Genomic DNA, 22,008 nt, shown 5'->3' on the forward strand with positions numbered 1-22,008 from the left:
TCTGGAATGGCTGATAACCGGCATGTGCAGGCGGCACCGAATCCAATGGCGAAAATGACGATCTCGCTTCCGGATAATCTGGCGGAATACGTCGAAAACCGTGTCGCAAGCGGTAGATACAGCAGTGCCGACGCATTCCTGGCGGAGCTTGTTCTGAAGGATCAGCTCCATCATAAGCTTGACGACGAAGAACTGCGCAACATTCTGAGACAGGCTGAGGAAAGCGGCCCGAGCGAGCGACGCATTCCCGACATCCTGTCGGAAACGAAGGCAAAGCTGCGTGACAATAACCTATAGGCTGACCCGAACGGCGGACGCGGTGCTATCAGGCATCGACGAATATGCTTGCCTCAATTTCGGCGAGGCGCAGGCAGACGCCTATCTTCTCGACTGGGACAGGATTTTCGTGCTTCTTTCGCATGCTCCCTCCATGGGAGAGGAGTGCGACGAACTCGGAGCGGGCCTTCGCCGCCTCCTCCACATGCGCCACGTCGCCTTCTACCGGGTGACGTCGGAAGGGATTGTCGTCATTGACATCATCGACGCCGACCGGCTTCCTGAGCCGAACAGCATGCCTCTTGACCGCACCTCCGCCTTCTATGAGGAAAATGCCGAGACATACGCCAAGCGGGTGCGCAGCCTGCCGAAGCAGCTCGATGCTTTCCTCGCCGGGCTTGCGCCGGGTGCGGCAATCCTCGAGCTCGGCTGCGGCGGCGGGCAGGACAGCGCCTACATGCTGGCGCACGGTTTCGACGTGACGCCGACGGATGGCTCGACCGAGCTTGCAAGACAAGCGGAGGCGCTGATCGGTAGGCCGGTGAGGGTCATGCTGTTCCAGGAGCTCGACGCCGACAGCGCCTTCGATGGCGTCTGGGCGCATGCAAGCCTTCTCCATGTTCCAAGATCTGAGCTGCCCGACGTCTTCGCCCGCATCCGGCGCGCGCTGAGGACGGGCGGCATCTTTCACGCGAGCTTCAAGGCAGGGGAAGCGGAGGGCCATGACGGCTTCGGCCGTTATTACAACTATCCCTCCGCCGACGGACTGTTGGCGCTTCTGACAAAAGGCGGCTGGCGTGACATCACCATCGAGGAAAACGACGGCGGCGGTTATGACGGTGAGCCGACGCGGTGGATCACGGTGATGGCGCATCGGTAGAGGCTGCTTGCTTTCCGGGCTGAGCGTCCATTCCCGGTTGAGATCATGATCTTGTTGGCAGAGGCGGATTTCTCTGCAGTTGACGGAGATCGGTCTATGTCTCGCTTTGCCCCGTCAATTTTTGCGCTGCTATCTGAAATCCAAACCGTGCTGCAAGAAACCCTGCATCCATAGCAGGCTACTTCTCAATGGGTCGGGATGGCCTTAAGTTTCCCCACCGATACGACGGCCACGCCCGTGCTCAAAATGAGAGCTGCATAACGCACATACGGGCGCGGCGACAGGCGGCCGGAAGATGGGCTCATCCCCGGCCGCCAAAGGGCATTTACAGCGAGGTGGCAGCCTCCGCGTTCAACCGTCAGACGGCAATCTTGCCACCGCCAACCTTGGTGATGGCGACGACCGCAGGCCGCACTGGCATGTCGGGCTTGAAGTCCGGCCAGCGGGTCGAAAGGTCCTCGTAATAGGACGGGCGGCCATGGCCTGGCCAGTCCTCGCCGCCATCGCCAGGATGCTGCACGGCGACGAAGGCGGTTTCGTCATCCGGTGTGAAGAGCGGGCCGCACATTTCGGCACCGACCGGCACGCGGAAGAACAGTTTCGAGGTGGCGCGCGCCGCACCTTCCGTATCGACGGCCCACAGACCGTCGGTGCGGCCGGTGGCCTTGTTGTTGTTGCCGTCGGTCGAAACCCAAAGGCGGCCGGCAGCATCGACGGCGCAGTTGTCGGGCATGCCGAACCAGCCGTTCTTGGTCGTCTCGGTTGAAAAGGTCGCACCGACGGCGGCAACCGAGGGATCGCCGCACTTCAGGAGCACTTCCCACTTGCCTGATGTGGCAGTGAAGTCGCCGTCGTTTTCAGAGATTTCGATGATGTGGCCGAAGGCGTTTTCCGCGCGCGGATTGGCGGCATCCACCTGGTCGGCCTTGCGGCGGGTGTTGTTGGTCAGCATGACATAGACCTTGCCGTTGACGCTGTTCGGCTGGACGTCTTCCGGGCGGTCCATCTTGGTGGCGCCGAGCGCGTCACCGGCGCGACGACATTCGATCAGCACATCGGCCTGGCTGGTGAAGCCGTTTTCCGCCGTCAGCGGGCCTTGGCCGAAGACCAGCGGCAGCCACTGCATGGTGCCGTCCTCATTGAACTTGGCGACATGGAGCGTGCCGCTGTCGAGCAGGTTCATGTTGGCGGCGCGATCATTCGGGTTGAACGCTGCTGATGTCACGAACTTGTAGACATAGTCGAAGCGCTCGTCGTCGCCGAGATAGAAGACGACTTTGCCGTTCTTGGCGACGATCGACTCGGCGCCCTCGTGTTTGGTGCGGCCGAGCGCGGTTCGCTTCTTCGGCGCCGACGTCGGGTCCATGACGTCGACCTCGACGATCCAGCCGAAACGGTTCGGCTCGTTCGGCTCTTTGGAAAGATCGAAGCGGTCGTAGAAATTGGCCCACTCGTAGGCGCCTTCCGGAACGCCGTAACGCTTATAGTTCGGGGCTTCCTTATGACCTTCCGGCAGCGCGCCGGAGAAATAGCCGTGGAAGTTCTCTTCGGCCATGATGTATGTGCCCCAGGGCGTGACGCCGCCAGCGCAGTTGTTGATCGTGCCGATGGCGCGGGTGCCGGTCGCGTCGGCACTGGTCTTCAAGCGGTCGTTTCCGGCGGCGGGGCCGGTAATTTCCATCGGCGTGTTGGCGGTGATGCGGCGATTATACTTGCCGTCGGCGACGACCTGCCACTTGCCACCCATCTTGCGGATCTCGACGATAGTGCCGCCGTGGGCCGCCATCTCGACATCCACCTGCTCCTTGCTGAGCGCGCCCTGCTTGATCTTGCCGTCGATCACCTGGACGAGGCCGGGAAACATCAGGTGCGGGTTCGTGTATTCATGATTGACGACGAGCAAGCCATGTTCGGACGAACCGTCGAGCGGAATGAAGCCGACATAATCGTTGTTGTAGCCGAACTGCTTGCTCTGTGCATCGGCCGTCTGCTTCGCCGGATCGAATTGCGGGGCACCCGGCAGCACGGCATCGCCCCAGCGCAGCAGAATATCGGCATCATAACCTTCAGCGATATGATGCTTGTGATCGACGCCGGCCTCCACTTCGGAGAAGTTGAAGGCAGAGCCTTTATTGTCTGCAGCGCGCGCCTCGTCCGCGCTCATCAGCGCGATCGGGCTTACCGTGGCTGCAATGGCGGAAACGGCAAGCGAGCCCTGCAGAAAACTGCGGCGTGAAAAACGCTTGCCGATGATTTCACCCATCGTCGGATTGGCGCTGGTGTTGTGGCCGTCACCATCCGCGTCTTCGAGCTGAGTCGTCGGGAAAATCCTCTGGGAAAGATGCTCGTTCATCCAATGCCTCCACGGTTAAAAACTGGTGTCAAATTGTCTTGTTTTAGATCCGTTCTAAACCTAGAGGCACGATATTACGGTTTTGCGACAGGAACGTCTTGGGGATGCTGTTCTCTCTCTCTCTCTCTCTCTCTCTCGCGCGCGCGCGCGGAAGCGACACGGCTCAATGAAGGCCAGACCGGGCATTGCCGTGGTCGGCACGTTGCCACCGCCCTATGATTCCTGCGTCATGAAGATGAGACAATGGATCGCTCGATGAGCTCTCCGACACGAATGAGGCTTTCGAGCGCGCCTTGACCGGTCCCTATGCCGGGTTTGCGACGCCTCAGGTCCACCAGATGCGTGGCCATGCCACGGTCCAGGGAGGCCTCTCGTGTCGCGCAGAGGCATCAAGCCTCGCCGCCTCGCAAGGCTTTGGCGAGCTGGACGACCCGGACGGCTGGATTGTTCTCGCACGGCTGCGCGCCGGCTCGGCAACGGGTCGCGTCTTTTGGGACGCCTGCGATCTCGTCATCATGGCTCCGGCCGCTGACGTTGCAGCCCGACGCTTCGACCGTTGCGTGCTCTTGTCCGGTTAGCCCGGCGCAAGCGGAAAGCCGCTACCGATGGCAACGGCTTGGCAGGACGACATGCACGGAGGATAACCGCAAAGCGCGCCGCATGAACCAGGTTCGATGCGGCGCGGAAAATCGCTTAGTTGACCGACTTGTCGACCAGCTTGTTCTTGCCGATCCAGGGCATCATGCCGCGCAGCTTCGCGCCGACTTCTTCGATCGGGTGGCTGTCGTTCAGGCGGCGGATGCCCTTGAAGCGCGAGCCGCCGGCGCGGTATTCCTGCATCCAGTCGGACGTGAACTTGCCGGTCTGGATGTCCTTGAGGACGCGCTTCATCTCGGCCTTGGTCTCGGCAGTGATGATGCGCGGACCGGAGACATATTCGCCCCACTCGGCCGTGTTGGAGATCGAGTAGTTCATGTTGGCGATGCCGCCTTCATAAATCAGGTCGACGATGAGCTTCACTTCGTGCAGGCACTCGAAATAGGCCATCTCAGGCGCGTAACCGGCTTCGGTGAGCGTTTCGAAACCGGCGCGGATGAGCTCGACGAGACCGCCGCAGAGAACGACCTGTTCGCCGAAGAGGTCGGTTTCGCACTCTTCGCGGAAGTTGGTTTCGATGATGCCTGAACGGCCGCCGCCGACGCCGCAGGCGTAGGAGAGAGCGAGTTCAAGCGCATTGCCGGAAGCGTTCTGGTGAACGGCAACGAGGCAAGGAACGCCGCCGCCCTTCTGGTATTCGCCGCGAACCGTGTGGCCCGGGCCCTTGGGTGCGATCATGACGACGTCGACCGAAGCCTTCGGCTCGATGAGGCCGAAGTGAACGTTGAGGCCGTGAGCGAAGGCGATGGCTGCACCATCGCGGATGTTGCCGGCGATGTCGGCCTTGTAGATGTCGGCCTGCAGTTCGTCCGGGGTCGCCATCATCATCAGGTCCGCCCAGGCGGCAGCTTCGGCAACCGTCATGACCTTGAAGCCATCGGCTTCGGCCTTCTTGACGGTCGGCGAACCGGCCTTGAGTGCGATGACGACGTTCTGGGCGCCGCTGTCCTTGAGGTTCAGCGCATGGGCACGGCCCTGCGAACCATAGCCGATGACGGCGACCTTCTTGGCCTTGATGAGGTTGAGATCGGCATCACGATCGTAATAGACGCGCATTTGAAGTTCCTTCCCTTTGCTTGTCTTGTTGACTGTCATTAAAGCGGAATCAGCCGAGAACCGGTATCTCCGCCAGAACCTTGTCCGTGCCATAAAGCCGGAGGAAGGCGGTGACCGCCCTCTCCGCCTGGCGTGCGGTATCCTTGAGGCCTGGTTCGCCGAGCAGCATGCGCACATGCAGGTCGGAGACAACAAGGCCGTAAAGCGTGTGATAAGCCTCGTCGGCATCGGAAAAACGCAGGAGCCCTGCCCTTTTGCCGGCGTCGATCAACGCCATGGCGCGCCGGTCGATCTGACGGCGGCCGCGCTCGAGCAGCAGCTTGCCGAGCTTCGAGCCGTCGCGGTTCGACTGCCCGATCGCCAGCCGGTTGAGCGCGAGCGAGACGTCGCCGGCAAGCACCTCCAGCAAGTCACGCGCAAAAATGACCACATGGTCGTGCAGGCTCGCCGCCGTCAGCCGCTCGCCGTTGCGCTCGAAGGTGCGCACCTTGCTGGCCTGATAGGCGATCATCGCCGACAGCAGCCCGTCGCGATCGCCGAACCACTTGTAGAGGCTTTCCTTCGAGCAATTGGCAGCGCGCGCCACACCCGAGGTCGTCAGCGCCTTCTCGCCGCCATCGACGAGCAACTGCAGCGCCTGCTCCAGAACGGCGTTCTGGCGCGGCGAAAATTCGCTCGGCTCTGCGGTATCGACGGACACGGTCATGGCTCCCATATACGTACCGTACGGTACGGTTCGTGAGGTTTATGCGATAAACCGATCAAGTCGTCAAGAAGCCTGGATAGATTTTTTTAATACGTGAAACCGCGATGAAACACCAGAATTGGATAGGCGCGAATCCTCGCCGATCGCATAATGTCGCGCTACCATTTGCCCGGAGGCTTCGATGTCACGCCTTTCTGCAACTCTTCTCCTGCTCGGAGCAATCCTCCTTGGCGGCTCAAGCGCTCTCGCGCAGTCCGACAGCGACGTCTATAACCGCGTCGAAGAGCTGCACGGCGGTGCCGCGGGCTTCGACCGACCGTTGCGCCAGCTTGTCAAAGCGATGCGCTCGGGCGAAGCCGAGACCATCGCCGGCCTTGCCGAATACCCGCTAACGGTCAAGGCCAATGGCGAGAGCTACGACGTCGAGAGCGCTGAGGATTTCATCGACAATTTCGATGATCTCGTGACGCCGGAAACGCGCCGCGCCGTCGGACGCCAGCAATACGAGGATCTATTCGTCAACAGCGACGGCGTCATGCTGGCCGGCGGCGCCGTTTGGATGGGCGCGATCTGCGAGGACAACGCCTGCGAGGCGAGCCATTGGGCGATCATCGCGATCAACAATTGATATTTGTCGGGGGGAAAAGGCAATGAGATACCGGATAGCCGCCGCGGTCATGATCGCAGCTCTTGTCGTCGCAGCCAATGCGCGGGCCGCCGAAACGCGCTGCGGCTGGATCGAGAATCCGACGCCCGCCAACTGGTGGCTGGAGGACGCGGAGAACACCTGGACGATTATGACCCAGGGCGACGATGCCGGCGAGGTCGAAGGCATGGAGCTGATCTCCGACATCTCCGAACATGAGTATGTGAGAACCAACGGCAATTACGGCTACGCCTGCGCCTGCATGAGTGTGGAGACTGATGGCAAGGACCGCATCACCCGCATCCTCTCCTTCCGTCAGCTAAAGCTCGCCAAATGCCGTGCCGACAAGGCGCTGAAATTCCCCGGCTGACTAGCGCCTCACCCGAAAACCGGATGGCGGCCGCAATCATCACCCAATCGTCCAGAGGCAATCGGTCCACGAAGGGCCCCGACCTATGACGCCCTGGCGCAACCGGTGGGGATCGAGAGAGGCTCTGCCGGCATCACCTTGTCGATTGCGTAAAGCTTTGCGAAACCCGTATCTTCGACCAGCGTCAGCCCCGCCGGCATCAAGGTGCCGACATAGCGGTCGGGGATATCGGCATTGGCGACCAGGACGAAATCGAAACGCCCGCGCCAATCCGACAGATAAGGCGCAAAGTTTCTATATTCCTGCATCATTGCTGGGCATGAAAGCACGCCGATCGACAGCAGATTGCCCTCGGGAACCGCGATCTCCGACCATGGCGGCCGAACGGAGAGCGGCTGCTTGCCTTTTGCAGTGAAGAGCGTCGGCACGAAAGCATGCGAGAAGGGCACGGCGAGCGTCGGCAGATGCCGGAAGGTGTCCAAGCCCCAAGCAAAATGCCGGCTGGAGTGAGCAAGGCTGCTCACCGTCTCGGGTTCGTGCCCCAGAGGCAACACGGCAGCACCGGCCGGAACCTTTTTCAGCGCCGTCTCGACGGCAGCAACGTCCTTCTGCGCCAGCCACCAATTCCAGCCCACCCAGCCGGTACGGCCGAAGACTGCGAGATTGATGATGAGCGCCAGCAACAGCGCTTGCCGGCGCGTGAGATCGGCGAAGGGGCACACCATCGCCATGGCGACGAGTGCCGCCATGATCGGAAAGCGCCAGCTGATCCAGCCGGTGCCGAGCATGTGGCGAGGTGCAATGCAGGACAGCAGCAGCAATCCGCAGGCGGTGACGGCAAGCCCCGCATGCATGCGGATGTCGCCCGCGCGGATGGCACGCGTGCAGATGAGGATCAGCGGCAGAACCAGCACGACGTCCACCACCGGGACATATGTGGTGATGGCCGAGAGCAGGTTCAGAAGGATCAGGACGATGCCGTCGTTCCAGGCAAGGCCAAGACCGTCGCCCCCGGCATTGGGCAGAGCGGCCGTATGAAGATAGAGCGCAAGCGGCGGCAGAACGCAGGCGCCAAGCGCCAGTGCCAATCGGCCCGCGAGCCTCATCAGACCCGCCTTCGATCGCACTATATCGAATCGCCAGGAAAATTCGAGCCCGCAAACGACCGCCATGTAGAAGCCGAGCGAGAAGATGTGCATCACCGTCAGCAGCAATGCGGCGGCGAACCGCCAGGCAAAAACCAGGGCGGGATTTTTGCGCTGCAGCCGCAGGTCGACGCAGGCAAACAACAACGCCATGCCGAGGCCGATCTGGAAGTTGATGAAGCCGCCGATCATGGTGGCGCACCAGCCCAGCGACAGCATGGCGACCTGCCAGTAGTGCCGGCCGCTGAAAAGCGTGCGGTGCAGGCCGATCGCGCCCAGTGGCGGCAGCACGATCGCCAGGAAAAGCAAAGCCCGCGCAAGCCTGTCTGCGCCGACGAGCGGCCCCAGCCAGGTGGCTAGAACGTCGATCCCGACATTGGTGAAGGTGCGGTTCCAATCGACCGCATAGATCTCAGGAAACGGTTGCTCGCCGATCCCGCCCGAAAGGAGCCAGATACGGGCGTAATGATTGGCGTAATCGAGAACTGGCGGAAAGGGAAACAGGAGAACCAGAGCCGCGGCAAGTCCGACGAATGCGACGATCGCAACGGTGGAATCCTGCCTGGCGATCGATTCCTCAGGCCCGGCTGCGGCCACAGCAGGCGCGGCAATCCGGTCCATTATCCGATCCGGCTGTTCTTTTGCGAGCGCGGCGGCTCTTCGGATCCAAAGGCCGCATCCAGCGCGGCGCGCTTGTCGCTGGCGCTCATCTCCGAGAATGCGATCGACAATTCTGCATGTTCACTGCCGCGCACGATCGTCTCGACCATGAACATCGGCCGCCTTTTGCTCTCCTGGACGAGGCGACCAAGATACTCGCCGATGATGCCGATGCAGATCAGCTGGATGGCGCTGAAGGCGCTGACCGCAGCCATGATCGACGACCAGCCGGTTACCGTCTCGCCCTGCAGCCAGCGAACGAAGGTGTAGACGAGCAACGCGATCGCGACGCCGGCGCTCATCATGCCAAGCCATGTGGCTATACGCAGCGGCGTCGTCGAAAAGCTGGTGATCGCATCCAGCGCAAAATTGATCATCTTTCGCAACGGATATTTCGTCGTGCCGGCAAAACGGGCGTCACGCTCGTAGGGGAGCCCTACCTGCCTGCCGCCGATCCAGCTGACCATGCCGCGGATGAAGCGATCGCGCTCCGGCATCGCCAGCAGGATATCGACGACACGCCGGCGCATCAGCCGGAAATCACCGGTATCGCGCGGAATGGTCACGGAAGCGAGTTTGGACAAAGCGCGATAGAAAAGCGAAGCGGAGGCGAGTTTGAACCAGGTTTCGCCCTGGCGCCGCGTGCGCTGGCCGTAAACGACGTCGGCGCCGCGCTCCATGATCGGCATCATCATCAAGAGCAGCTCGGGCGGATCCTGAAGATCGGCGTCGATCAAAAGCACGCGCTCTCCCCGCGACGCGGCAAGACCCGCCGTAGATGCCAACTGGTGGCCGTGATTGCGCAGAAGACGAACGCCGAGCAGCTGCGGCACATTGGCCGCCAGATCGGAGATGATCTCCCACGTGCGGTCGGACGAGCCGTCATCGACGAGAATGAGCTCGAAGCCATCGCCGGCAACGCTATGCGCGGCAGCGGCGGCGCGGCGGCAGAATTCGCGCAAGCCCTCTTCCTCGTTGTGACAAGGAGCGACGATGGAGAGAAACGGTGCTTGCGTCATGCGGACATCTGGGCCTGCTTGATATCTGCCGCAAGACTAGCCGGAAACGTCAAACAATCCTTTAATGATCGCACCGCGCTTGGCACGTTCTTGCTGGGCGCGGTACTCTATTCCGCCGCCATGGCATCGCGGGCGCCCTCGACATCGCGGGCCGGCGAGGCGCCGTAAAGGCGGCTGTATTCGCGGCTGAACTGCGACGGGCTTTGATAGCCGACGCGGTGACCGGCCGTGCCCGCATCGAGCCGCTCCACGAGCATCAGACGGCGCGCCTCGTGCAGGCGAAGCTGCTTCTGATACTGCACCGGTGTCATCGCCGTGACCGACTTGAAGTGATGATGGAAGGAGGACACGCTCATGCTGACGCGGTCGGCAAGGTCCTCGATGCGCAGTGGTCGCGCGAAATTCTCCTTCAGCCATGCAACGGCGCGGGCGATCCTGTTGCTGTGGCTGTCTGCAGTGGCAATGTTGATCAGCCGCGCGCCGGCCGGCCCGGTCAGCACCCGATAGAGGATTTCCTGCTCGATCAGCGGCGCCATCGCCGCAATGTCGTTTGGACGATCAAGCAAGCGCAGCAGTCGGACGGCAGCATCCAGCAGCTCCGGCGAGGCGACGTTCACCACCATCCCGCGCTGTCCGTCGGTATGGGCTCCCGGCCGGGGAATATCGACGCGGCTCAGCAGTTCCAGCAGCTTCTCCGAGTCGATTGCCAGCGCCAGACAGAGATGCGGAACCTCCGGGCTCGCCTCCGTGACGCGCCAGGCGACCGGCAGATCGAGCGAAGTCAGAAGATAGTCTCCCATCGCGTAGCTGATGTGTTCGTCACCGAGGCGCAGGCTCTTTGCCCCCTGCAGCACCAGCGCGAGACAGGGCCGGTAGCTGCTGTGCAGGGGATTGCTGGGATTGGAGCGGCGGCTGAGGAAGAGATTGCCGATCGCGGTCGCAAACTCGCCGTCGTGGGGCGTGAAGCGCATCGCAATATCGGCGATCTCCTGATAAGGGCTGAAAGGTAATGTCATGCGCAACTCTTTCGGTCTGACGCCAGCGGAACGCCTTTTATCTAAGGTGCCTTCAGCATTTCGCAAACGGCCGGCGCCGTCATTTTTGCAGGATTGTGCATAAAGCTCGGAGGATCGCTCTAACGGTCGGACCGGGATCCGGTGCAAGCTCCGCCATCTTCGATCCTCCCTCCCAACCCCAAAGGAAGCTTCAGATGGCTATCGCAAAAGGCTATGCCGCGACCGACGCGTCGCAACCATTGACCCCCTTCACCTTCGAGCGCCGCGAGCCGAACGATGACGACGTCGTCATCGCGGTTCAATATTGCGGCGTCTGCCATTCCGACATCCACCAGGCCCGCAACGAATGGGGTAATTCCAGATATCCGATGGTGCCGGGCCATGAGGTTGCCGGCGTCGTTTCCGCCGTCGGCTCTAAGGTCACCCAGTTCAAGGTCGGCGACCGCGTCGGCGTCGGCTGCTTCGTCAACTCCTGCGTCGGCTGCGCCACGCGCGACCTGGATTACGAGCACTTCATGCCAGGTCTCGTCCAGACCTACAATGACGTTGAGGCAGACGGCACCACCCCGACCTTTGGCGGCTACTCCGACTCCATCGTCGTCAAGGAAGGCTATGTCCTGCGCTTCCCGGACAATATCCCCCTCGATGCAGGCGCTCCCCTGCTTTGCGCCGGCATCACGCTCTATTCCCCGCTCGCCCACTGGAAGGCCGGCGCCGGCAAGAAGGTCGCGATCGTCGGCATGGGCGGCCTCGGCCATATGGGCGTGAAGATCGGTGCAGCCATGGGCGCCGACATCACCGTGCTCTCGCAGTCGCTATCGAAGAAGGAAGACGGCCTGAAGCTCGGCGCCAAGGACTATTACGCAACGAGCGACGCAGAGACCTTCACCAAGCTCGCCGGCACCTTTGACCTGATCATCAACACGGTTGGCACGGTAATCGACTGGAACGCCTATCTCAGCCTGTTGAAGCCCGATGGCACGATGGTTCTGGTCGGTGTTCCCGAGCACCCGGTTCCGGTTCATGCCTTCTCGGTCATCGGCGGGCGTAAGAGCCTTGCCGGTTCCATGATCGGCTCGATCAAGGAAACCCAGGAAATGCTCGACTTCTGCGGCAAGCACAACATCGTCTCGGAGATCGAGAAGATCAACATCCAGAACATCAACGAAGCCTATGAGCGTGTCATCAAGAGCGACGTGCGCTACCGCTTCGTCATCGACATCGCCTCGCTGGCTGCTTGAGAAAATGAGAGGCGGCTCCTTTGGGGGCCGCCCCTTCTGTCAGCCTTCGCGCCCGCGACGAAGTATGCACTGAGGAATCTCAGGACATGCCTTCGAGATGTCGGTGCAGGCTCAGCAGATATTCGACGCCGTTGAACGGATCAGGCCCCGAACGCCTTCGAACGCGCGGCGGGCCAGCCATCGGGGCGTAGTGATCGAAGCCGGTTTCCATCGTCCCCGCCCCGCTTGTCAGGCCCGGCAATTGCTGCTGGACGCTCTGGATCATCGCGGACGCCATAGTGCCTTCCAGTCGGGCCATGCCGTCGGCAATCACGGAATCCGTCATAGTCGCGGCAGATTTCGCAAGCAGGGTCAGCAAGCCGTTCAAGCTCTCCGCGGGCGCTTCGAGATGAAAGCGGTCGATCGGTTCGCATAGGACGGTTTGCGCGGCCGACAGTGCATCTGCCAGCACCCAAGGCGTCAGCTGCCGGAAATCGGCGGCGGTGCTTGCAGGCGAGCTGTGCCGGACTGCCGTCATCGCCACGTGGCAATCGATGACCTGCCAGCCGAAAACGCCCTGCTTCAGCGTTTCGAACACGGTTTCTTCGACCGCCCTGTAAAAGCTGGCGGGCATCTGGCCGACGTCCACATCAAGCGCAAAGCTGTTGCCTGCCCCTTCTGGACGCGGTTCGACCCGTAGACCGACGGTGGCGAGAAACGGATTGGACTCCTTGAAGAGGATCTGCAGGCCTTCCCCGGTTCCCACAAGCCTTTCCACCAAGATGACCGTGCTTTCCTCGAACCCAGCCTCGAGGCCGAAATCCGTCAGCAGGGTCGATTGGACGACCTCCTTCTGCACCTCGCCATAGAGCGATACGAAGATGTCGTCGGCATCATCGTTCCGGCGCAGATTGATCAATGGGTCCTGCTCGGCCATCTGGTTCAGCGCCAGCCAGAGGGCCGCCTTGTCGGAGGGCCGCCGGGCAAGGACGCGGGTTTCGAGGCTGGGCGGGGCAAACTGGGGCCCACCCGCGAGCAGGTCGCCGCCCACCGCATCCCCGATACGGGCGCCGGCAAGGCCGCTGATGCGCGCGATCTGCCCGGCGCGGAAGCTTGCAGCGCCATGAACCCGGCCGGCCTCGAAAACCTCGATCGCGGTCACTCTTTCCGAGCCTGTGGGCAAATCCAGATGTTGCCGGAGCCGGACCGTGCCTGACGTTAGGTACATATAGGACAGCTTTTCACCGCCCCACCCGCGTTCGATCTTGAAGATTTTTCCGGCAATCGGCCCGTCCGGATCGAGGCGCCGGCCGGGCAATATCGTCGCGATGGCCGATGTCAGGGCCGGCACGCCGACGCCGGTCGTTGCCGCACCTGCGAAGACCGGATGCACCAGACCACTCGCGACCTGATCGGTCAGGCAGCGTCCAAGCCTGTCCGCCGTCAGGCGATCGGGCGCCAAGACGTAGTCGTCCAGCAGCGCCTCGTCATTCTCCGCGAGTGCTTCGCAGAGCGGCGTGAAAAGCGGTTCGCATCCGGGAGCCAACGCCTCCACCCGAGCAAGCCTGCTGCCGGCATCGACGACGGAAGACATGGCGATGGGGCGAACGAGCAATTGGCTGGCAAGAGCCTTCAGCACATCCTCATACTGCGCGCCGAGACGATCGACCTTGTTGACGAAGAAGACGACGGGAACGCCAAGCCGCCGCAGCGCCCGCACCAGCACCCGTGTCTGGGCCTGCACGCCTTCGACCGCCGAAACGACGACGATCGCGGCATCCAGCAATCCGAGCACCCGCTCGACCTCGGCGATGAAATCCGGGTGACCGGGCGTGTCGACGAGATTGACGATCCTGTCGCCGACCGTGAACGACACCACCGCGGCTCTGATCGTGATGCCGCGTTGCCGTTCGAGTTCAAGAGTGTCCGTTTGTGTATTGCCGGTATCGACGCTGCCGAGCTTGTCGATGACGCCGGCGTCAAAAAGCAGTCTTTCGGTAAGGCTAGTCTTGCCTGCATCCACATGGGCGAGGATGCCCAGATTCAAAGTGCGCATGAACCACCAACTTCTCAGAAGTTCGAATGTGATTTTCGTGAGAAGTGAGTCGGCGCATTGGAACCTCTACTCGCTGTAGCTACGGCTGGATGCGTAACCCCCGGTGGTATCCGGAAGACACGGCGCAAACCCTAAGGGCGGATCCGAAGATATGTCAAGCTTGGCTGCATCGCTGCTTCGAGGCTTGGCCTCTGGAGGACGGGAGAAGAGTTACCCCTCCTCCCGCATCGTCTCCCGCTGGGTGATCAGCCGGGCACTGTGCTGGCCGCTCAGATAGATCCAGAGCCAGCTCCAGGCGACGGAGAAGCGCGAGCGGGTGCCGATCAGGAAGTAGATATGGGCAAGACCCCAGATCCACCAGGCGAGCCAGCCTTTCAGCTTGATCCGGCCGAAATCGATGATCGCCGCACTCTTGCCGATCGTCGCCAGGCTGCCCTGATGCCAGTAACGGAAAGGCGCCGGCGCCGGTTTGCCGGACATGCGGGCGCGGATGACCTTGGCGACGTAACCGCCCTGCTGCTTGGCGGCAGGCGCAATGCCCGGCACCGGCTTGCCATCCTCGCGCATGACCGATGCGGTGTCGCCGACGACGAAGACATCGGGCAGACCGGGCGCGCTCAGATCTTTCTCGACCACGACGCGCCCTGCCCGGTCGGCCGGCACGCCGAGCCATTGCGCCGCCGGCGAGGCGGTGACCCCGGCTGCCCAGACGATCGTCCGGCTGGCAACGAAGGTCTCGCCGATCTTCACGCCGTCGGCGTTGCACTCGGTCACCGGCTTGCCGAGATGGATCTCGACCCCGAGTTTTTCCAGCGCCTTCTGAGCATAGGCCGAAAGCTCCTCGGCGAAGGTCGGCAGCACCCGCGGGCCTGCTTCGACCAGGACGACGCGGGTCTTGCGCGTGTCGATGTTGCGGAATTCCTTGGGCAGCGTGAAATGCGCGAGTTCGGCGATGATGCCGGCCAACTCGACGCCGGTCGGCCCCGCCCCGACGATGGTGAAGGTCAGCAGTGCGTCACGCACGGCAGGATGGGCCTCCATCTCCGCCTTCTCGAAGGCGAGCAGCACGCGCCTGCGGATCGTCGTCGCATCCTCCAGCGTCTTCAGGCCGGGCGCCACCGGCTCCCATTCGTCATGGCCAAAATAGGCATGCGTCGCCCCGGTCGCCAACACCAGCGTATCGTAACCAAGAGTCATGTCGTTGCGTAAGGAAACAGTCTTCGCGCCACTGTCGACGCCCGTGACCTCGGCGAGCAGCACCGTCACGTCAGGCCGGTCGGCATAAAGGCGGCGGATCGGCCAGGCGATCTCCGAGGTGGAGAGAATAGTGGTCGCCACCTGATAGAGCAGCGGCTGGAAGAGATGATGGTTGCGCCGATCGACGAGGGTGATCTTCACACCCGCCCCCTTCAAGCCGTTGACGAGCTGTAGCCCGCCGAAACCGCCGCCGACAACGACGACATGATGATCGCTCATGACCTACCCCTTTTGCGCCATTTCGCTCAAAGCCAATGTGGCCTTCGCCGCGATGGTTGCAACTGCCGTTTCGGCATAGCTCCCCTGCATCCCGGTTGGTGGACCTCACTCAATCGGCATATCCTACGGGGATCGCCGTGCCGCCCTTCAGAAGCTCCATCGAGATCGATGCCGAGACGTCGAAGAGTTCGATCTTGCGCACGATCTGCTTGTAGATCACATCGTAATGCTCGACGCGCGGCAGCACGATCTTCAGGATGTAGTCGTGATTGCCGGTCAGGCGGTGCGCTTCGACGATCTCGGGAATGTCGCTGATGATCCGGCGGAAGGTCTCCGTCCATTCGTCGGAATGGTGCGCTGTCTTGACCAGGGCGAAGACCGTCGTCGGCACGCCCATCTTTTCCCGGTCGAGCACGACGATGCGCCGGGCGATATGGCCGCTTTCCTCCAGCCGCTGGATGCGCCGTGAGCAGGCCGATATCGAAAGCGCCACGCGCTCGGCAAGATCGGTCACGGATATGCCCGCATCCTTTTGCAGCATGTCCAGAATGCGTTTGTCGCGATCATCAAGCATGTGCCGAACATATACCTATCGCGTCCTTTTTTGCAGGATTTCATAAAATGACGCAAAATCCTATCACATATCTGATGCAAGGGACAAACAAAGCAAACACATCGCGCCGGGCTTGCGGCATCATTTCGTAAAGTTCAGAAGCATGGAGAGCATGAAGAAATGGAAACGATCGGCCTTATCGGCGGCATGAGTTTCGAAAGTTCGGCGGTCTATTACCGTCTCGTCAACGAGATGGTGCGTGACAGCAAGGGTGGCCTCGCCTCGGCCGAACTCATCCTACATTCGGTCAACTTCGAGGAGATCGTCGCCCTTCAAAAGGCCGGCGACTGGGATATGGCCGCCCGTCGCCTCGCCGACGTGGCTCTGCGCCTGCAGGTCGCCGGCGCCGGCTGCATCCTGATCTGCACCAACACCATGCATCTGATCGCCGACAAGGTCGCGGAGAAGATCTCCGTACCGCTGATCCACATCATCGACGAGACGGCGAAATCGCTGCATGCGGCCGGCCGCAAGCGCCCGCTGCTGCTTGCGACCCGCTACACGATGGAGCACGGCTTCTACAGCGACCGCATGAAGAGCCTTGGTGTTGATATCATGGTGCCTGATGCGAGCGACCGCACGACCGTGCACGATATTATCTTCAACGAACTCTGCGCCGGCAAGGTGCTCGACAGTTCGCGTCAAAAGCTGTTCGATATCATCGCGCGCGCCCTCGACAACGGCGCCGACAGCATCATCCTCGGCTGCACCGAGATCTGCCTGATCCTCGACCCCGACCATTTGCCGCTGCCGGGCTTCGACACCACAGCGATCCATGCGCGGGCGGCGGTCGATTTCGCGCTGGGAATGGACGAGGCCGGCGAAGAGGAAGCCGCCTGAAACTCGCACTGACAATTTAGTTGACTGGGTCAACTAAATGCCCGACAAAGTCTCTGTTTGGAGATTTTTGCCAGTTTGCTGACACCTCGCTCTCTCCTCGGCGTCATCCTCGGCCTTGTGCTGAGGATCTGCCACGTATCGACCGGAGGCAGATGCTCGGGACAGGCCCGAGCATGATGAAGCAGGAGTTGGCCGACTTCGCCTCGCAAAAATCTCCATCTGGAGATCATCATGTCCGATATCGCCCTTATCGAAAACGCCCGCGAGTTCAACCGCTTCTACACGAACTTCCTCGGCCTCTTGAACAAGGCCTATCTCGACACCCCCTTCACGCTGACCGATGCCCGCATCCTCTTCGAGATCGGCTCGCATGACGGCGTCAGCGCCGTGGCGTTGGCCCGCGACCTGCATGTCGACCCCGCCTATCTCAGCCGTATCCTCAAACGTTTCCGCGCCGAGGGGCTGATCGAGACCAGTCCGGACCCGGCCGACCTGCGCTGCCAGGTCATCACTGTCACCGAGCGGGGACGAGAGAGGTTCGAGGAACTCGGCCGACGCGCCAATGCGCAGATCGCCGCCCGTTTCGATCGCTTGGCGACTGGCGAACGGGAGGCGGCCGTCTCCGCCATGCATACGATCCGCGCCCTGCTCGACCCGGCGGCAAAGCCCGCACCGGCCATCATCCGCGCCCACCGCGCCGGCGATATCGGCTGGATCGTTCAGAGCCAGGGCCGCTTCTATGCCGAGGAATATGGCTGGGACCTGCGCTTTGAGGCGCTGGTCGCCGAGGTCGCCGGAAAATTCCTCGCCAATTTCGATCCGGCCAAAGAATATTGCTGGATCGCCGAACGCCGCGGCGTCAATGTCGGCTCCGTCCTCGTTACCAATGGTGGCGACGGCATCGCTAAGTTCCGCCTACTCTATGTCGACAAATCAGCCCGCGGCCTCGGGCTCGGCAAATTGCTGGTGGACGCATGCATCCGCTTCTCCAGAGAGAAGGGCTACCGCGAACTCTCGCTCTGGACCAACGACATGCTGGAGACCGCCCGCGCCATCTATGTCAAGGCGGGCTTCCGCCTTGTCTCCGAGGAGAGACATTGCATGTTCGGCCCTCAGGCCAACGGGCAGACCTGGGTGCTCGACCTTTGAATTTGCTGCGTCGCAGAAATTTCACTTGATTTGGAAACGTTCATTCCCTAATTAGGCGCCATGATCGTTGCCACTCTCACATCAGAAGCAAAGACCCGCAGCCGTGGCCGTCCGCGCGAGTTCGATATGGACGCCGCTTTGGATTCGGCCTTACGGGTCTTTTCCAAACGCGGCTACCACGCCACCTCGATCAGCGATCTGACCGAGGCAATGGGCCTCGCCTCTGGCAGTATCTACAAGGCGTTCAAGGACAAGCGCGGCGTCTTCCTCGCCGCTTTTGGTCGTTATCGCCAACTCGGCCGGCGGCGTCTCGAAGCGATGATTGCGTCGGCGGAAACAGGCCGCGACAAAGTCTTCCAGATGGTGATGTATTATACCGAGCTCTCCTATGGCGAAGCCGGCCGCAAAGGCTGTCTTGTTGTTGGCGGCGCCAACGACTTCGCCCTGCTTGACGAGGAAGCCGCTGCCCACATCGTGACTGCCTTTGCCGCGGACGAAAAGCTGATGGCCGATCTCATCCGCATCGGCCAGGCAGACGGCACAATCCCGACGACGGTGGACCCGGCTGCTGCCGCCCTCGCCTTCCTCTGCTTTACCAAGGGCCTGCGCGTCATCGGCAAAACAGGACGCAGCAGAGAAGAGATGGTGTCTGCGGCTGAGGCCGCGATGAAGCTCGTGACCTGAACAGTCCGCACGGTGGACGAGAGAGATACCGGCATTCGGTCAAGGGTCGGGTGGCCGCAGCCAGCATTTTTGCATTCAATCCTTTCAATCTTTGAATACCGGAGCTTCCGATGAGCATTTCAGCCACCACGCCGGATGAGGCCATTCCCCGGGCGCTATCCCCCTGGCTCACCTTCCTTTTCGCCGCCGCCTGCGGGTTGGTGGCCGCCAATCTCTATTACGGCCAGCCGCTGGCCGGCCCGATCAGCGCCGATCTCGGCTTCACGCCTGCCGCCACCGGCTTGATCGTCACGTTGACGCAGATCGGCTACGGCCTCGGCCTGCTGCTGATCGTGCCGCTCGGCGACCTCACCGAAAACCGCCGTCTGGTGCTGATGCTGATCGCCGTCTCCGCCGTTGCGCTCATCGGCGCGGCGCTGTCTTCGACGCCCACAACCTTCCTCGTCGCCTCGCTCTCTATCGGCCTTTCATCGGTCGCAGTTCAGGTCCTGGTTCCTTTCGCTGCCAACATGGCGCCGGATGCAACGCGCGGCCAGGTCGTCGGCAACGTCATGAGCGGCCTGCTCTGCGGCATCATGCTGGCGCGCCCCTTCGCAAGCTTCGTCGCCGAAGCCTCTTCCTGGCATATGGTCTACTACGTCACTGCAGCGCTCATGCTCGTGCTCGCCGTCGTCCTCCGCGCCAACCTGCCGGTTCGCCGGCCGACGACCAAGCTACGCTACGGCGAATTGCTCGCCTCCATGGGCCATCTAGCGCTGAACTCGCGGGTGCTGCAGCGCCGGGCGCTCTATCAGGCCGGCATGTTCGGCGCCTTCAGCCTGTTCTGGACGACGACGCCGCTACTGCTCGCAAGCCCGGCCTTCGGCCTGACACAAAACGGCATAGCCCTCTTCGCGCTCGCCGGCGCCGCCGGCGCGATCGCCTCGCCGATCGCCGGCCGGCTTGCCGACCGCGGCATGACGAAGATCGCTTCGACACTTGCCATGCTGCTCGGCATGGCGTCCTTCCTGATCAGCCATTTCGCAAACGACGGCTCGACTGGGGCTCTGCTGCTCTTGACGGCAGCGGCGATCCTTCTCGATTTCGGCGTGACGACCAATCTCGTCTGCGGCCAGCGCGCCATCTATGCGCTGAACCCGGAACACCGGAGCCGGCTCAACGGCCTGTTCATGGCAACCTTCTTTGCCGGCGGCGCGCTGGGCTCAGCACTCGGCGGCTGGGCCTATGCGACCGGCGGCTGGACGATGACGGCCTGGATCGGTTTCTGCTTCCCGGCGCTGGCATTCCTGCTGTTCCTGACGGAAGGACGCGGCAAGAAGGCACCATCAGAATCCAGGATCGAACATCTAAAACCTTGACAGAGCCAACTTTTGGATGCCCACATCCAGGGGGCAGCGTATTCATCCGTTTGAGAGCTGCGGAATTTTCGCCTTTTTGCATGGGATTCCGACATGGAGATAGACGAAGAGAAAATCGACGATGCTGTGCTCGCATTGTTATGGCTGACGCTGCATGACGGAGACCGCGCCTGGAAGGGTTTTGACTGGGGCGTGATGGACCGTTTGCATCAGAAAGGTCTGATTTCAAATCCCGCGGGCAAGGCCAAGTCTGTCGTTCTGAGCGACGAAGGTTTGCGACGATCGGAGGAATTGTTCCGCGCTCTGTTTATGCGATCGACGCGATAACCGCTCTTCCGATTTATCAGCGGCACTAGCTGTTGTGAGAATCGAACTGAGAACGGGCGGCGCGAACCGCATCATGGTTTGCTTCCGCCCAGTTCAACAGTTGCGCCAGCGTGTGATAGAGCGAGCGGCCGAGTTCGGTCATCGAATATTCCACACTCGGCGGCTTGGTTGGGAAGACCTCGCGGTGGATGTAACCGTCCCTCTGCAGGTCGCGCAGCGTCTGCGTCAGCATGCGCTGCGAAATATCGGGGATCATCCTCCGCAGCTCGCCGAATCGATAGGGCCGATCCGCCAGCACATCGAGCAGCAGCGTCGACCATTTTCCGCCGATCTGCTGCATCATGTCCCTGACCGGGCAATTGCCGAAATCGAGACCGGCAAGATCGATCTCGCGCCGCGTCCCCGGCATCCTGTTCTTCAAACTGAGGACTGCACCGCTCATCTGCTGGTTCCCTTTTGGTAACGTAGAGCCGAAAAACTGCCTCCTTTACACCGCCAAGTCAATTCCTATTCTAGTGTTACTCTCTTTTTGAGACCACCAACACAACACAGAAGGAAACGACGTATGAGCGAAACCATCCTGGTCACCGGCGCTGCCGGGCAGCTCGGCCAGCGTGTCATCCATCACCTCATCGAGACCTACAAGGTCGCCCCCGGCAACATCGTCGCGGCGACGCGCAGCCCCGAAAAGCTCTCCGAACTCGAAAACAAGGGCGTCGTCACCCGCAAGGCCGATTTCGATGACGCGGCTGGTCTGGAGAAGGCTTTCGCCGGCGTCGACCGGCTGCTGATCATCAGCACCGACGCACTGGATACTCCCGGCAAGCGCCTCGCCCAGCATAAGGGCGCCGTCGCGGCGGCAGTCAAATCAGGCGTCAAGCACATCGCCTACACCTCGATGCCGGCGCCGGACAATTCGCTCGTCACCTTCGCGCCCGATCATCTCGGCAGCGAAAACGCCATCAAGGCAAGCGGCATCGCCCATACGATCATCCGCGACGCCTGGTATCATGACAATTACCTGCACGGCATGCCGCACAACCTGCAGGGCGGCAAATGGTACAGCGCCACGGGCGATGGCAAGATCTCGACCATCTCGCGTGACGACTGCGCCCTGGCGATCGCCGCAGCCCTTGCCTCCGGCACATCCGAGAGCGCCACCTATACGGTGACCGGCACCCAGTCGCTGAACAGCCGGCAGATTGCCACCATCGTTTCCGACGTCGCCGGCAAGCCGCTCGAGGTGGTCGACGTCAATGATGAACAGCTCGGACAGGGCATGCGCGGCGCCGGCCTTCCCGGTTTCGTTGCCGATATGCTGGTTTCTGCCGACGCCAACACCCGCGCCGGCAAGTTCGACATCGTCACCGAAGACTTCACCAAACTGACGGGAAAACAGCCGCAGCCGCTGAAGGATTTCTTCGTGGAACACAAGGCTGCCCTGACTGCTTCAGGCGCTCATTGAGTTTGCTGCTGCCCCTGCGCTTGGCGCAGGGATGAG

Annotated in this window: 22 protein-coding genes and 1 pseudogene; 13 read left to right on the top strand and 10 right to left on the bottom strand. The window is 61.8% G+C overall.

All coding sequences use genetic code 11. The features are described from left to right. Positions 1-45: 45 nt before the first annotated feature. The 3 genes and pseudogenes from BA011_RS11835 to BA011_RS11840 all read left to right on the top strand — a co-directional run bounded on the left by BA011_RS11835 (position 46) and on the right by BA011_RS11840 (position 1,156). Complete coding sequence (locus BA011_RS11835) at positions 46-297, top strand: ribbon-helix-helix domain-containing protein (protein WP_065282508.1); 252 nt, start codon at positions 46-48, stop codon at positions 295-297. Next, positions 281-562: pseudogene (locus BA011_RS41545) on the top strand (type II toxin-antitoxin system RelE/ParE family toxin); the annotation flags it as partial. The gene BA011_RS11835 and the pseudogene BA011_RS41545, both read left to right, overlap by 17 nt. Positions 563-571: 9 nt before the next feature. Beyond that, on the top strand, positions 572-1,156 hold the full coding sequence (locus BA011_RS11840; RefSeq protein ID WP_065282509.1) for a class I SAM-dependent methyltransferase: 585 nt from the start codon (positions 572-574) through the stop codon (positions 1,154-1,156). Positions 1,157-1,514: 358 nt separating this feature from the next. Here BA011_RS11840 and BA011_RS11845 read toward each other — a convergent pair whose 3' ends face one another. Beyond that, positions 1,515-3,509: a PhoX family protein gene (locus BA011_RS11845; RefSeq protein ID WP_065280606.1), complete on the bottom strand. Its 1,995-nt coding sequence runs from the start codon at positions 3,507-3,509 to the stop codon at positions 1,515-1,517. Between the two features lie 293 nt (positions 3,510-3,802). On the opposite strand from BA011_RS11845, the gene BA011_RS11850 reads away from it, so the two are divergent. Beyond that, positions 3,803-4,087, top strand: coding sequence for a hypothetical protein (locus tag BA011_RS11850; RefSeq protein WP_065280607.1), 285 nt, complete (start codon positions 3,803-3,805; stop codon positions 4,085-4,087). A 115-nt stretch (positions 4,088-4,202) separates the two neighbouring features. Here the strand turns inward: BA011_RS11850 and ilvC are convergent, their stop codons facing one another. Together ilvC and BA011_RS11860 are read right to left on the bottom strand one after the other, a co-directional pair. Beyond that, positions 4,203-5,222: a ketol-acid reductoisomerase gene (gene ilvC / locus BA011_RS11855; protein ID WP_003560822.1), complete on the bottom strand. Its 1,020-nt coding sequence runs from the start codon at positions 5,220-5,222 to the stop codon at positions 4,203-4,205. Positions 5,223-5,271: 49 nt separating this feature from the next. After that, positions 5,272-5,937: a TetR/AcrR family transcriptional regulator gene (locus BA011_RS11860; RefSeq protein WP_065280608.1), complete on the bottom strand. Its 666-nt coding sequence runs from the start codon at positions 5,935-5,937 to the stop codon at positions 5,272-5,274. 172 nt (positions 5,938-6,109) lie between these two features. Here BA011_RS11860 and BA011_RS11865 point away from each other — a divergent pair, with 172 nt between their 5' ends. Continuing rightward, entirely contained in the window at positions 6,110-6,556 is a 447-nt protein-coding gene (locus BA011_RS11865; RefSeq protein WP_065280609.1) for a hypothetical protein, read from the top strand. Between the two features lie 22 nt (positions 6,557-6,578). Continuing rightward, positions 6,579-6,944 carry a DUF4087 domain-containing protein gene (locus tag BA011_RS11870; protein ID WP_065280610.1) on the top strand — a complete coding sequence of 122 codons (366 nt, stop codon included), beginning with the start codon at positions 6,579-6,581 and terminating at the stop codon, positions 6,942-6,944. Positions 6,945-7,027: 83 nt separating this feature from the next. Here the strand turns inward: BA011_RS11870 and BA011_RS11875 are convergent, their stop codons facing one another. From BA011_RS11875 to BA011_RS11885, 3 genes are all read right to left on the bottom strand, one after another. After that, positions 7,028-8,710: a hypothetical protein gene (locus BA011_RS11875; RefSeq protein WP_065280611.1), complete on the bottom strand. Its 1,683-nt coding sequence runs from the start codon at positions 8,708-8,710 to the stop codon at positions 7,028-7,030. Next, a complete protein-coding gene (locus BA011_RS11880; RefSeq protein ID WP_065280612.1) occupies positions 8,710-9,768 on the bottom strand; it encodes a glycosyltransferase family 2 protein in 1,059 nt (352 codons plus the stop codon). Before BA011_RS11880 ends, BA011_RS11875 begins: the two co-directional genes overlap by 1 nt. Positions 9,769-9,875: 107 nt before the next feature. Then, entirely contained in the window at positions 9,876-10,784 is a 909-nt protein-coding gene (locus BA011_RS11885) for an AraC family transcriptional regulator (RefSeq protein WP_065280613.1), read from the bottom strand. Positions 10,785-10,978: 194 nt separating this feature from the next. Here BA011_RS11885 and BA011_RS11890 point away from each other — a divergent pair, with 194 nt between their 5' ends. Next, positions 10,979-12,025, top strand: coding sequence for an NAD(P)-dependent alcohol dehydrogenase (locus tag BA011_RS11890; protein ID WP_065280614.1), 1,047 nt, complete (start codon positions 10,979-10,981; stop codon positions 12,023-12,025). A 79-nt stretch (positions 12,026-12,104) separates the two neighbouring features. Here BA011_RS11890 and BA011_RS11895 read toward each other — a convergent pair whose 3' ends face one another. The 3 genes from BA011_RS11895 to BA011_RS11905 form a co-directional block, all read right to left on the bottom strand. Continuing rightward, on the bottom strand, positions 12,105-14,060 hold the full coding sequence (locus BA011_RS11895) for an elongation factor G (protein WP_065280615.1): 1,956 nt from the start codon (positions 14,058-14,060) through the stop codon (positions 12,105-12,107). 210 nt (positions 14,061-14,270) lie between these two features. Then, the gene (locus BA011_RS11900; RefSeq protein ID WP_065280616.1) at positions 14,271-15,536 is read right to left on the bottom strand and encodes an NAD(P)/FAD-dependent oxidoreductase; all 1,266 of its coding nucleotides are present in this window, start codon (positions 15,534-15,536) and stop codon (positions 14,271-14,273) included. A 109-nt stretch (positions 15,537-15,645) separates the two neighbouring features. Beyond that, positions 15,646-16,110, bottom strand: a complete 465-nt coding sequence (locus BA011_RS11905) for an Lrp/AsnC family transcriptional regulator (protein ID WP_065280617.1) — start codon at positions 16,108-16,110, stop codon at positions 15,646-15,648. A gap of 159 nt (positions 16,111-16,269) precedes the next feature. On the opposite strand from BA011_RS11905, the gene BA011_RS11910 reads away from it, so the two are divergent. The 5 genes from BA011_RS11910 to BA011_RS11930 all read left to right on the top strand — a co-directional run bounded on the left by BA011_RS11910 (position 16,270) and on the right by BA011_RS11930 (position 20,507). After that, entirely contained in the window at positions 16,270-16,989 is a 720-nt protein-coding gene (locus BA011_RS11910) for an aspartate/glutamate racemase family protein (protein WP_065280618.1), read from the top strand. A gap of 231 nt (positions 16,990-17,220) precedes the next feature. Beyond that, positions 17,221-18,138 (top strand): bifunctional helix-turn-helix transcriptional regulator/GNAT family N-acetyltransferase, encoded by a 918-nt coding sequence (locus BA011_RS11915; protein ID WP_065280619.1) that lies wholly within the window; start codon positions 17,221-17,223, stop codon positions 18,136-18,138. A gap of 60 nt (positions 18,139-18,198) precedes the next feature. Continuing rightward, positions 18,199-18,822 (top strand): TetR/AcrR family transcriptional regulator, encoded by a 624-nt coding sequence (locus tag BA011_RS11920; RefSeq protein WP_065280620.1) that lies wholly within the window; start codon positions 18,199-18,201, stop codon positions 18,820-18,822. Positions 18,823-18,932: 110 nt separating this feature from the next. After that, the gene (locus BA011_RS11925) at positions 18,933-20,180 is read left to right on the top strand and encodes an MFS transporter (protein WP_065280621.1); all 1,248 of its coding nucleotides are present in this window, start codon (positions 18,933-18,935) and stop codon (positions 20,178-20,180) included. Positions 20,181-20,273: 93 nt separating this feature from the next. Continuing rightward, positions 20,274-20,507: a DUF6429 family protein gene (locus BA011_RS11930; RefSeq protein ID WP_065280622.1), complete on the top strand. Its 234-nt coding sequence runs from the start codon at positions 20,274-20,276 to the stop codon at positions 20,505-20,507. Between the two features lie 25 nt (positions 20,508-20,532). Here BA011_RS11930 and BA011_RS11935 read toward each other — a convergent pair whose 3' ends face one another. After that, the gene (locus tag BA011_RS11935; protein WP_065280623.1) at positions 20,533-20,949 is read right to left on the bottom strand and encodes a winged helix-turn-helix transcriptional regulator; all 417 of its coding nucleotides are present in this window, start codon (positions 20,947-20,949) and stop codon (positions 20,533-20,535) included. Between the two features lie 123 nt (positions 20,950-21,072). Between BA011_RS11935 and BA011_RS11940 the strand changes: the two genes are divergently transcribed. Then, positions 21,073-21,972, top strand: a complete 900-nt coding sequence (locus tag BA011_RS11940; RefSeq protein WP_065280624.1) for an SDR family oxidoreductase — start codon at positions 21,073-21,075, stop codon at positions 21,970-21,972. Positions 21,973-22,008: the final 36 nt, after the last annotated feature.

Origin of the sequence: Rhizobium leguminosarum, from assembly GCF_001679785.1 — a bacterium.
Lineage (GTDB): Bacteria > Pseudomonadota > Alphaproteobacteria > Rhizobiales > Rhizobiaceae > Rhizobium > Rhizobium leguminosarum_R.

Bases quoted from the DNA above. Each gene is read 5' to 3' on its own strand.
- BA011_RS11915 (WP_065280619.1), top strand. From the start codon at position 17,221: ATGTCCGATATCGCCCTTATCGAAAACGCCCGCGAGTTCAACCGCTTC.
- BA011_RS11865 (WP_065280609.1), top strand. From the start codon at position 6,110: ATGTCACGCCTTTCTGCAACTCTTCTCCTGCTCGGAGCAATCCTCCTT.
- BA011_RS11935 (WP_065280623.1), bottom strand. From the start codon at position 20,949: ATGAGCGGTGCAGTCCTCAGTTTGAAGAACAGGATGCCGGGGACGCGG.
- BA011_RS11835 (WP_065282508.1), top strand. From the start codon at position 46: ATGGCGAAAATGACGATCTCGCTTCCGGATAATCTGGCGGAATACGTC.
- BA011_RS11900 (WP_065280616.1), bottom strand. From the start codon at position 15,536: ATGAGCGATCATCATGTCGTCGTTGTCGGCGGCGGTTTCGGCGGGCTA.
- BA011_RS11895 (WP_065280615.1), bottom strand. From the start codon at position 14,060: ATGCGCACTTTGAATCTGGGCATCCTCGCCCATGTGGATGCAGGCAAG.
- BA011_RS11870 (WP_065280610.1), top strand. From the start codon at position 6,579: ATGAGATACCGGATAGCCGCCGCGGTCATGATCGCAGCTCTTGTCGTC.
- BA011_RS11885 (WP_065280613.1), bottom strand. From the start codon at position 10,784: ATGACATTACCTTTCAGCCCTTATCAGGAGATCGCCGATATTGCGATG.
- BA011_RS11860 (WP_065280608.1), bottom strand. From the start codon at position 5,937: ATGGGAGCCATGACCGTGTCCGTCGATACCGCAGAGCCGAGCGAATTT.
- BA011_RS11920 (WP_065280620.1), top strand. From the start codon at position 18,199: ATGATCGTTGCCACTCTCACATCAGAAGCAAAGACCCGCAGCCGTGGC.
- BA011_RS11930 (WP_065280622.1), top strand. From the start codon at position 20,274: ATGGAGATAGACGAAGAGAAAATCGACGATGCTGTGCTCGCATTGTTA.
- BA011_RS11840 (WP_065282509.1), top strand. From the start codon at position 572: ATGCCTCTTGACCGCACCTCCGCCTTCTATGAGGAAAATGCCGAGACA.
- BA011_RS11940 (WP_065280624.1), top strand. From the start codon at position 21,073: ATGAGCGAAACCATCCTGGTCACCGGCGCTGCCGGGCAGCTCGGCCAG.
- BA011_RS11910 (WP_065280618.1), top strand. From the start codon at position 16,270: ATGGAAACGATCGGCCTTATCGGCGGCATGAGTTTCGAAAGTTCGGCG.
- BA011_RS11880 (WP_065280612.1), bottom strand. From the start codon at position 9,768: ATGACGCAAGCACCGTTTCTCTCCATCGTCGCTCCTTGTCACAACGAG.
- BA011_RS11905 (WP_065280617.1), bottom strand. From the start codon at position 16,110: ATGCTTGATGATCGCGACAAACGCATTCTGGACATGCTGCAAAAGGAT.
- BA011_RS11925 (WP_065280621.1), top strand. From the start codon at position 18,933: ATGAGCATTTCAGCCACCACGCCGGATGAGGCCATTCCCCGGGCGCTA.
- ilvC (WP_003560822.1), bottom strand. From the start codon at position 5,222: ATGCGCGTCTATTACGATCGTGATGCCGATCTCAACCTCATCAAGGCC.
- BA011_RS11890 (WP_065280614.1), top strand. From the start codon at position 10,979: ATGGCTATCGCAAAAGGCTATGCCGCGACCGACGCGTCGCAACCATTG.
- BA011_RS11875 (WP_065280611.1), bottom strand. From the start codon at position 8,710: ATGGACCGGATTGCCGCGCCTGCTGTGGCCGCAGCCGGGCCTGAGGAA.
- BA011_RS11845 (WP_065280606.1), bottom strand. From the start codon at position 3,509: ATGAACGAGCATCTTTCCCAGAGGATTTTCCCGACGACTCAGCTCGAA.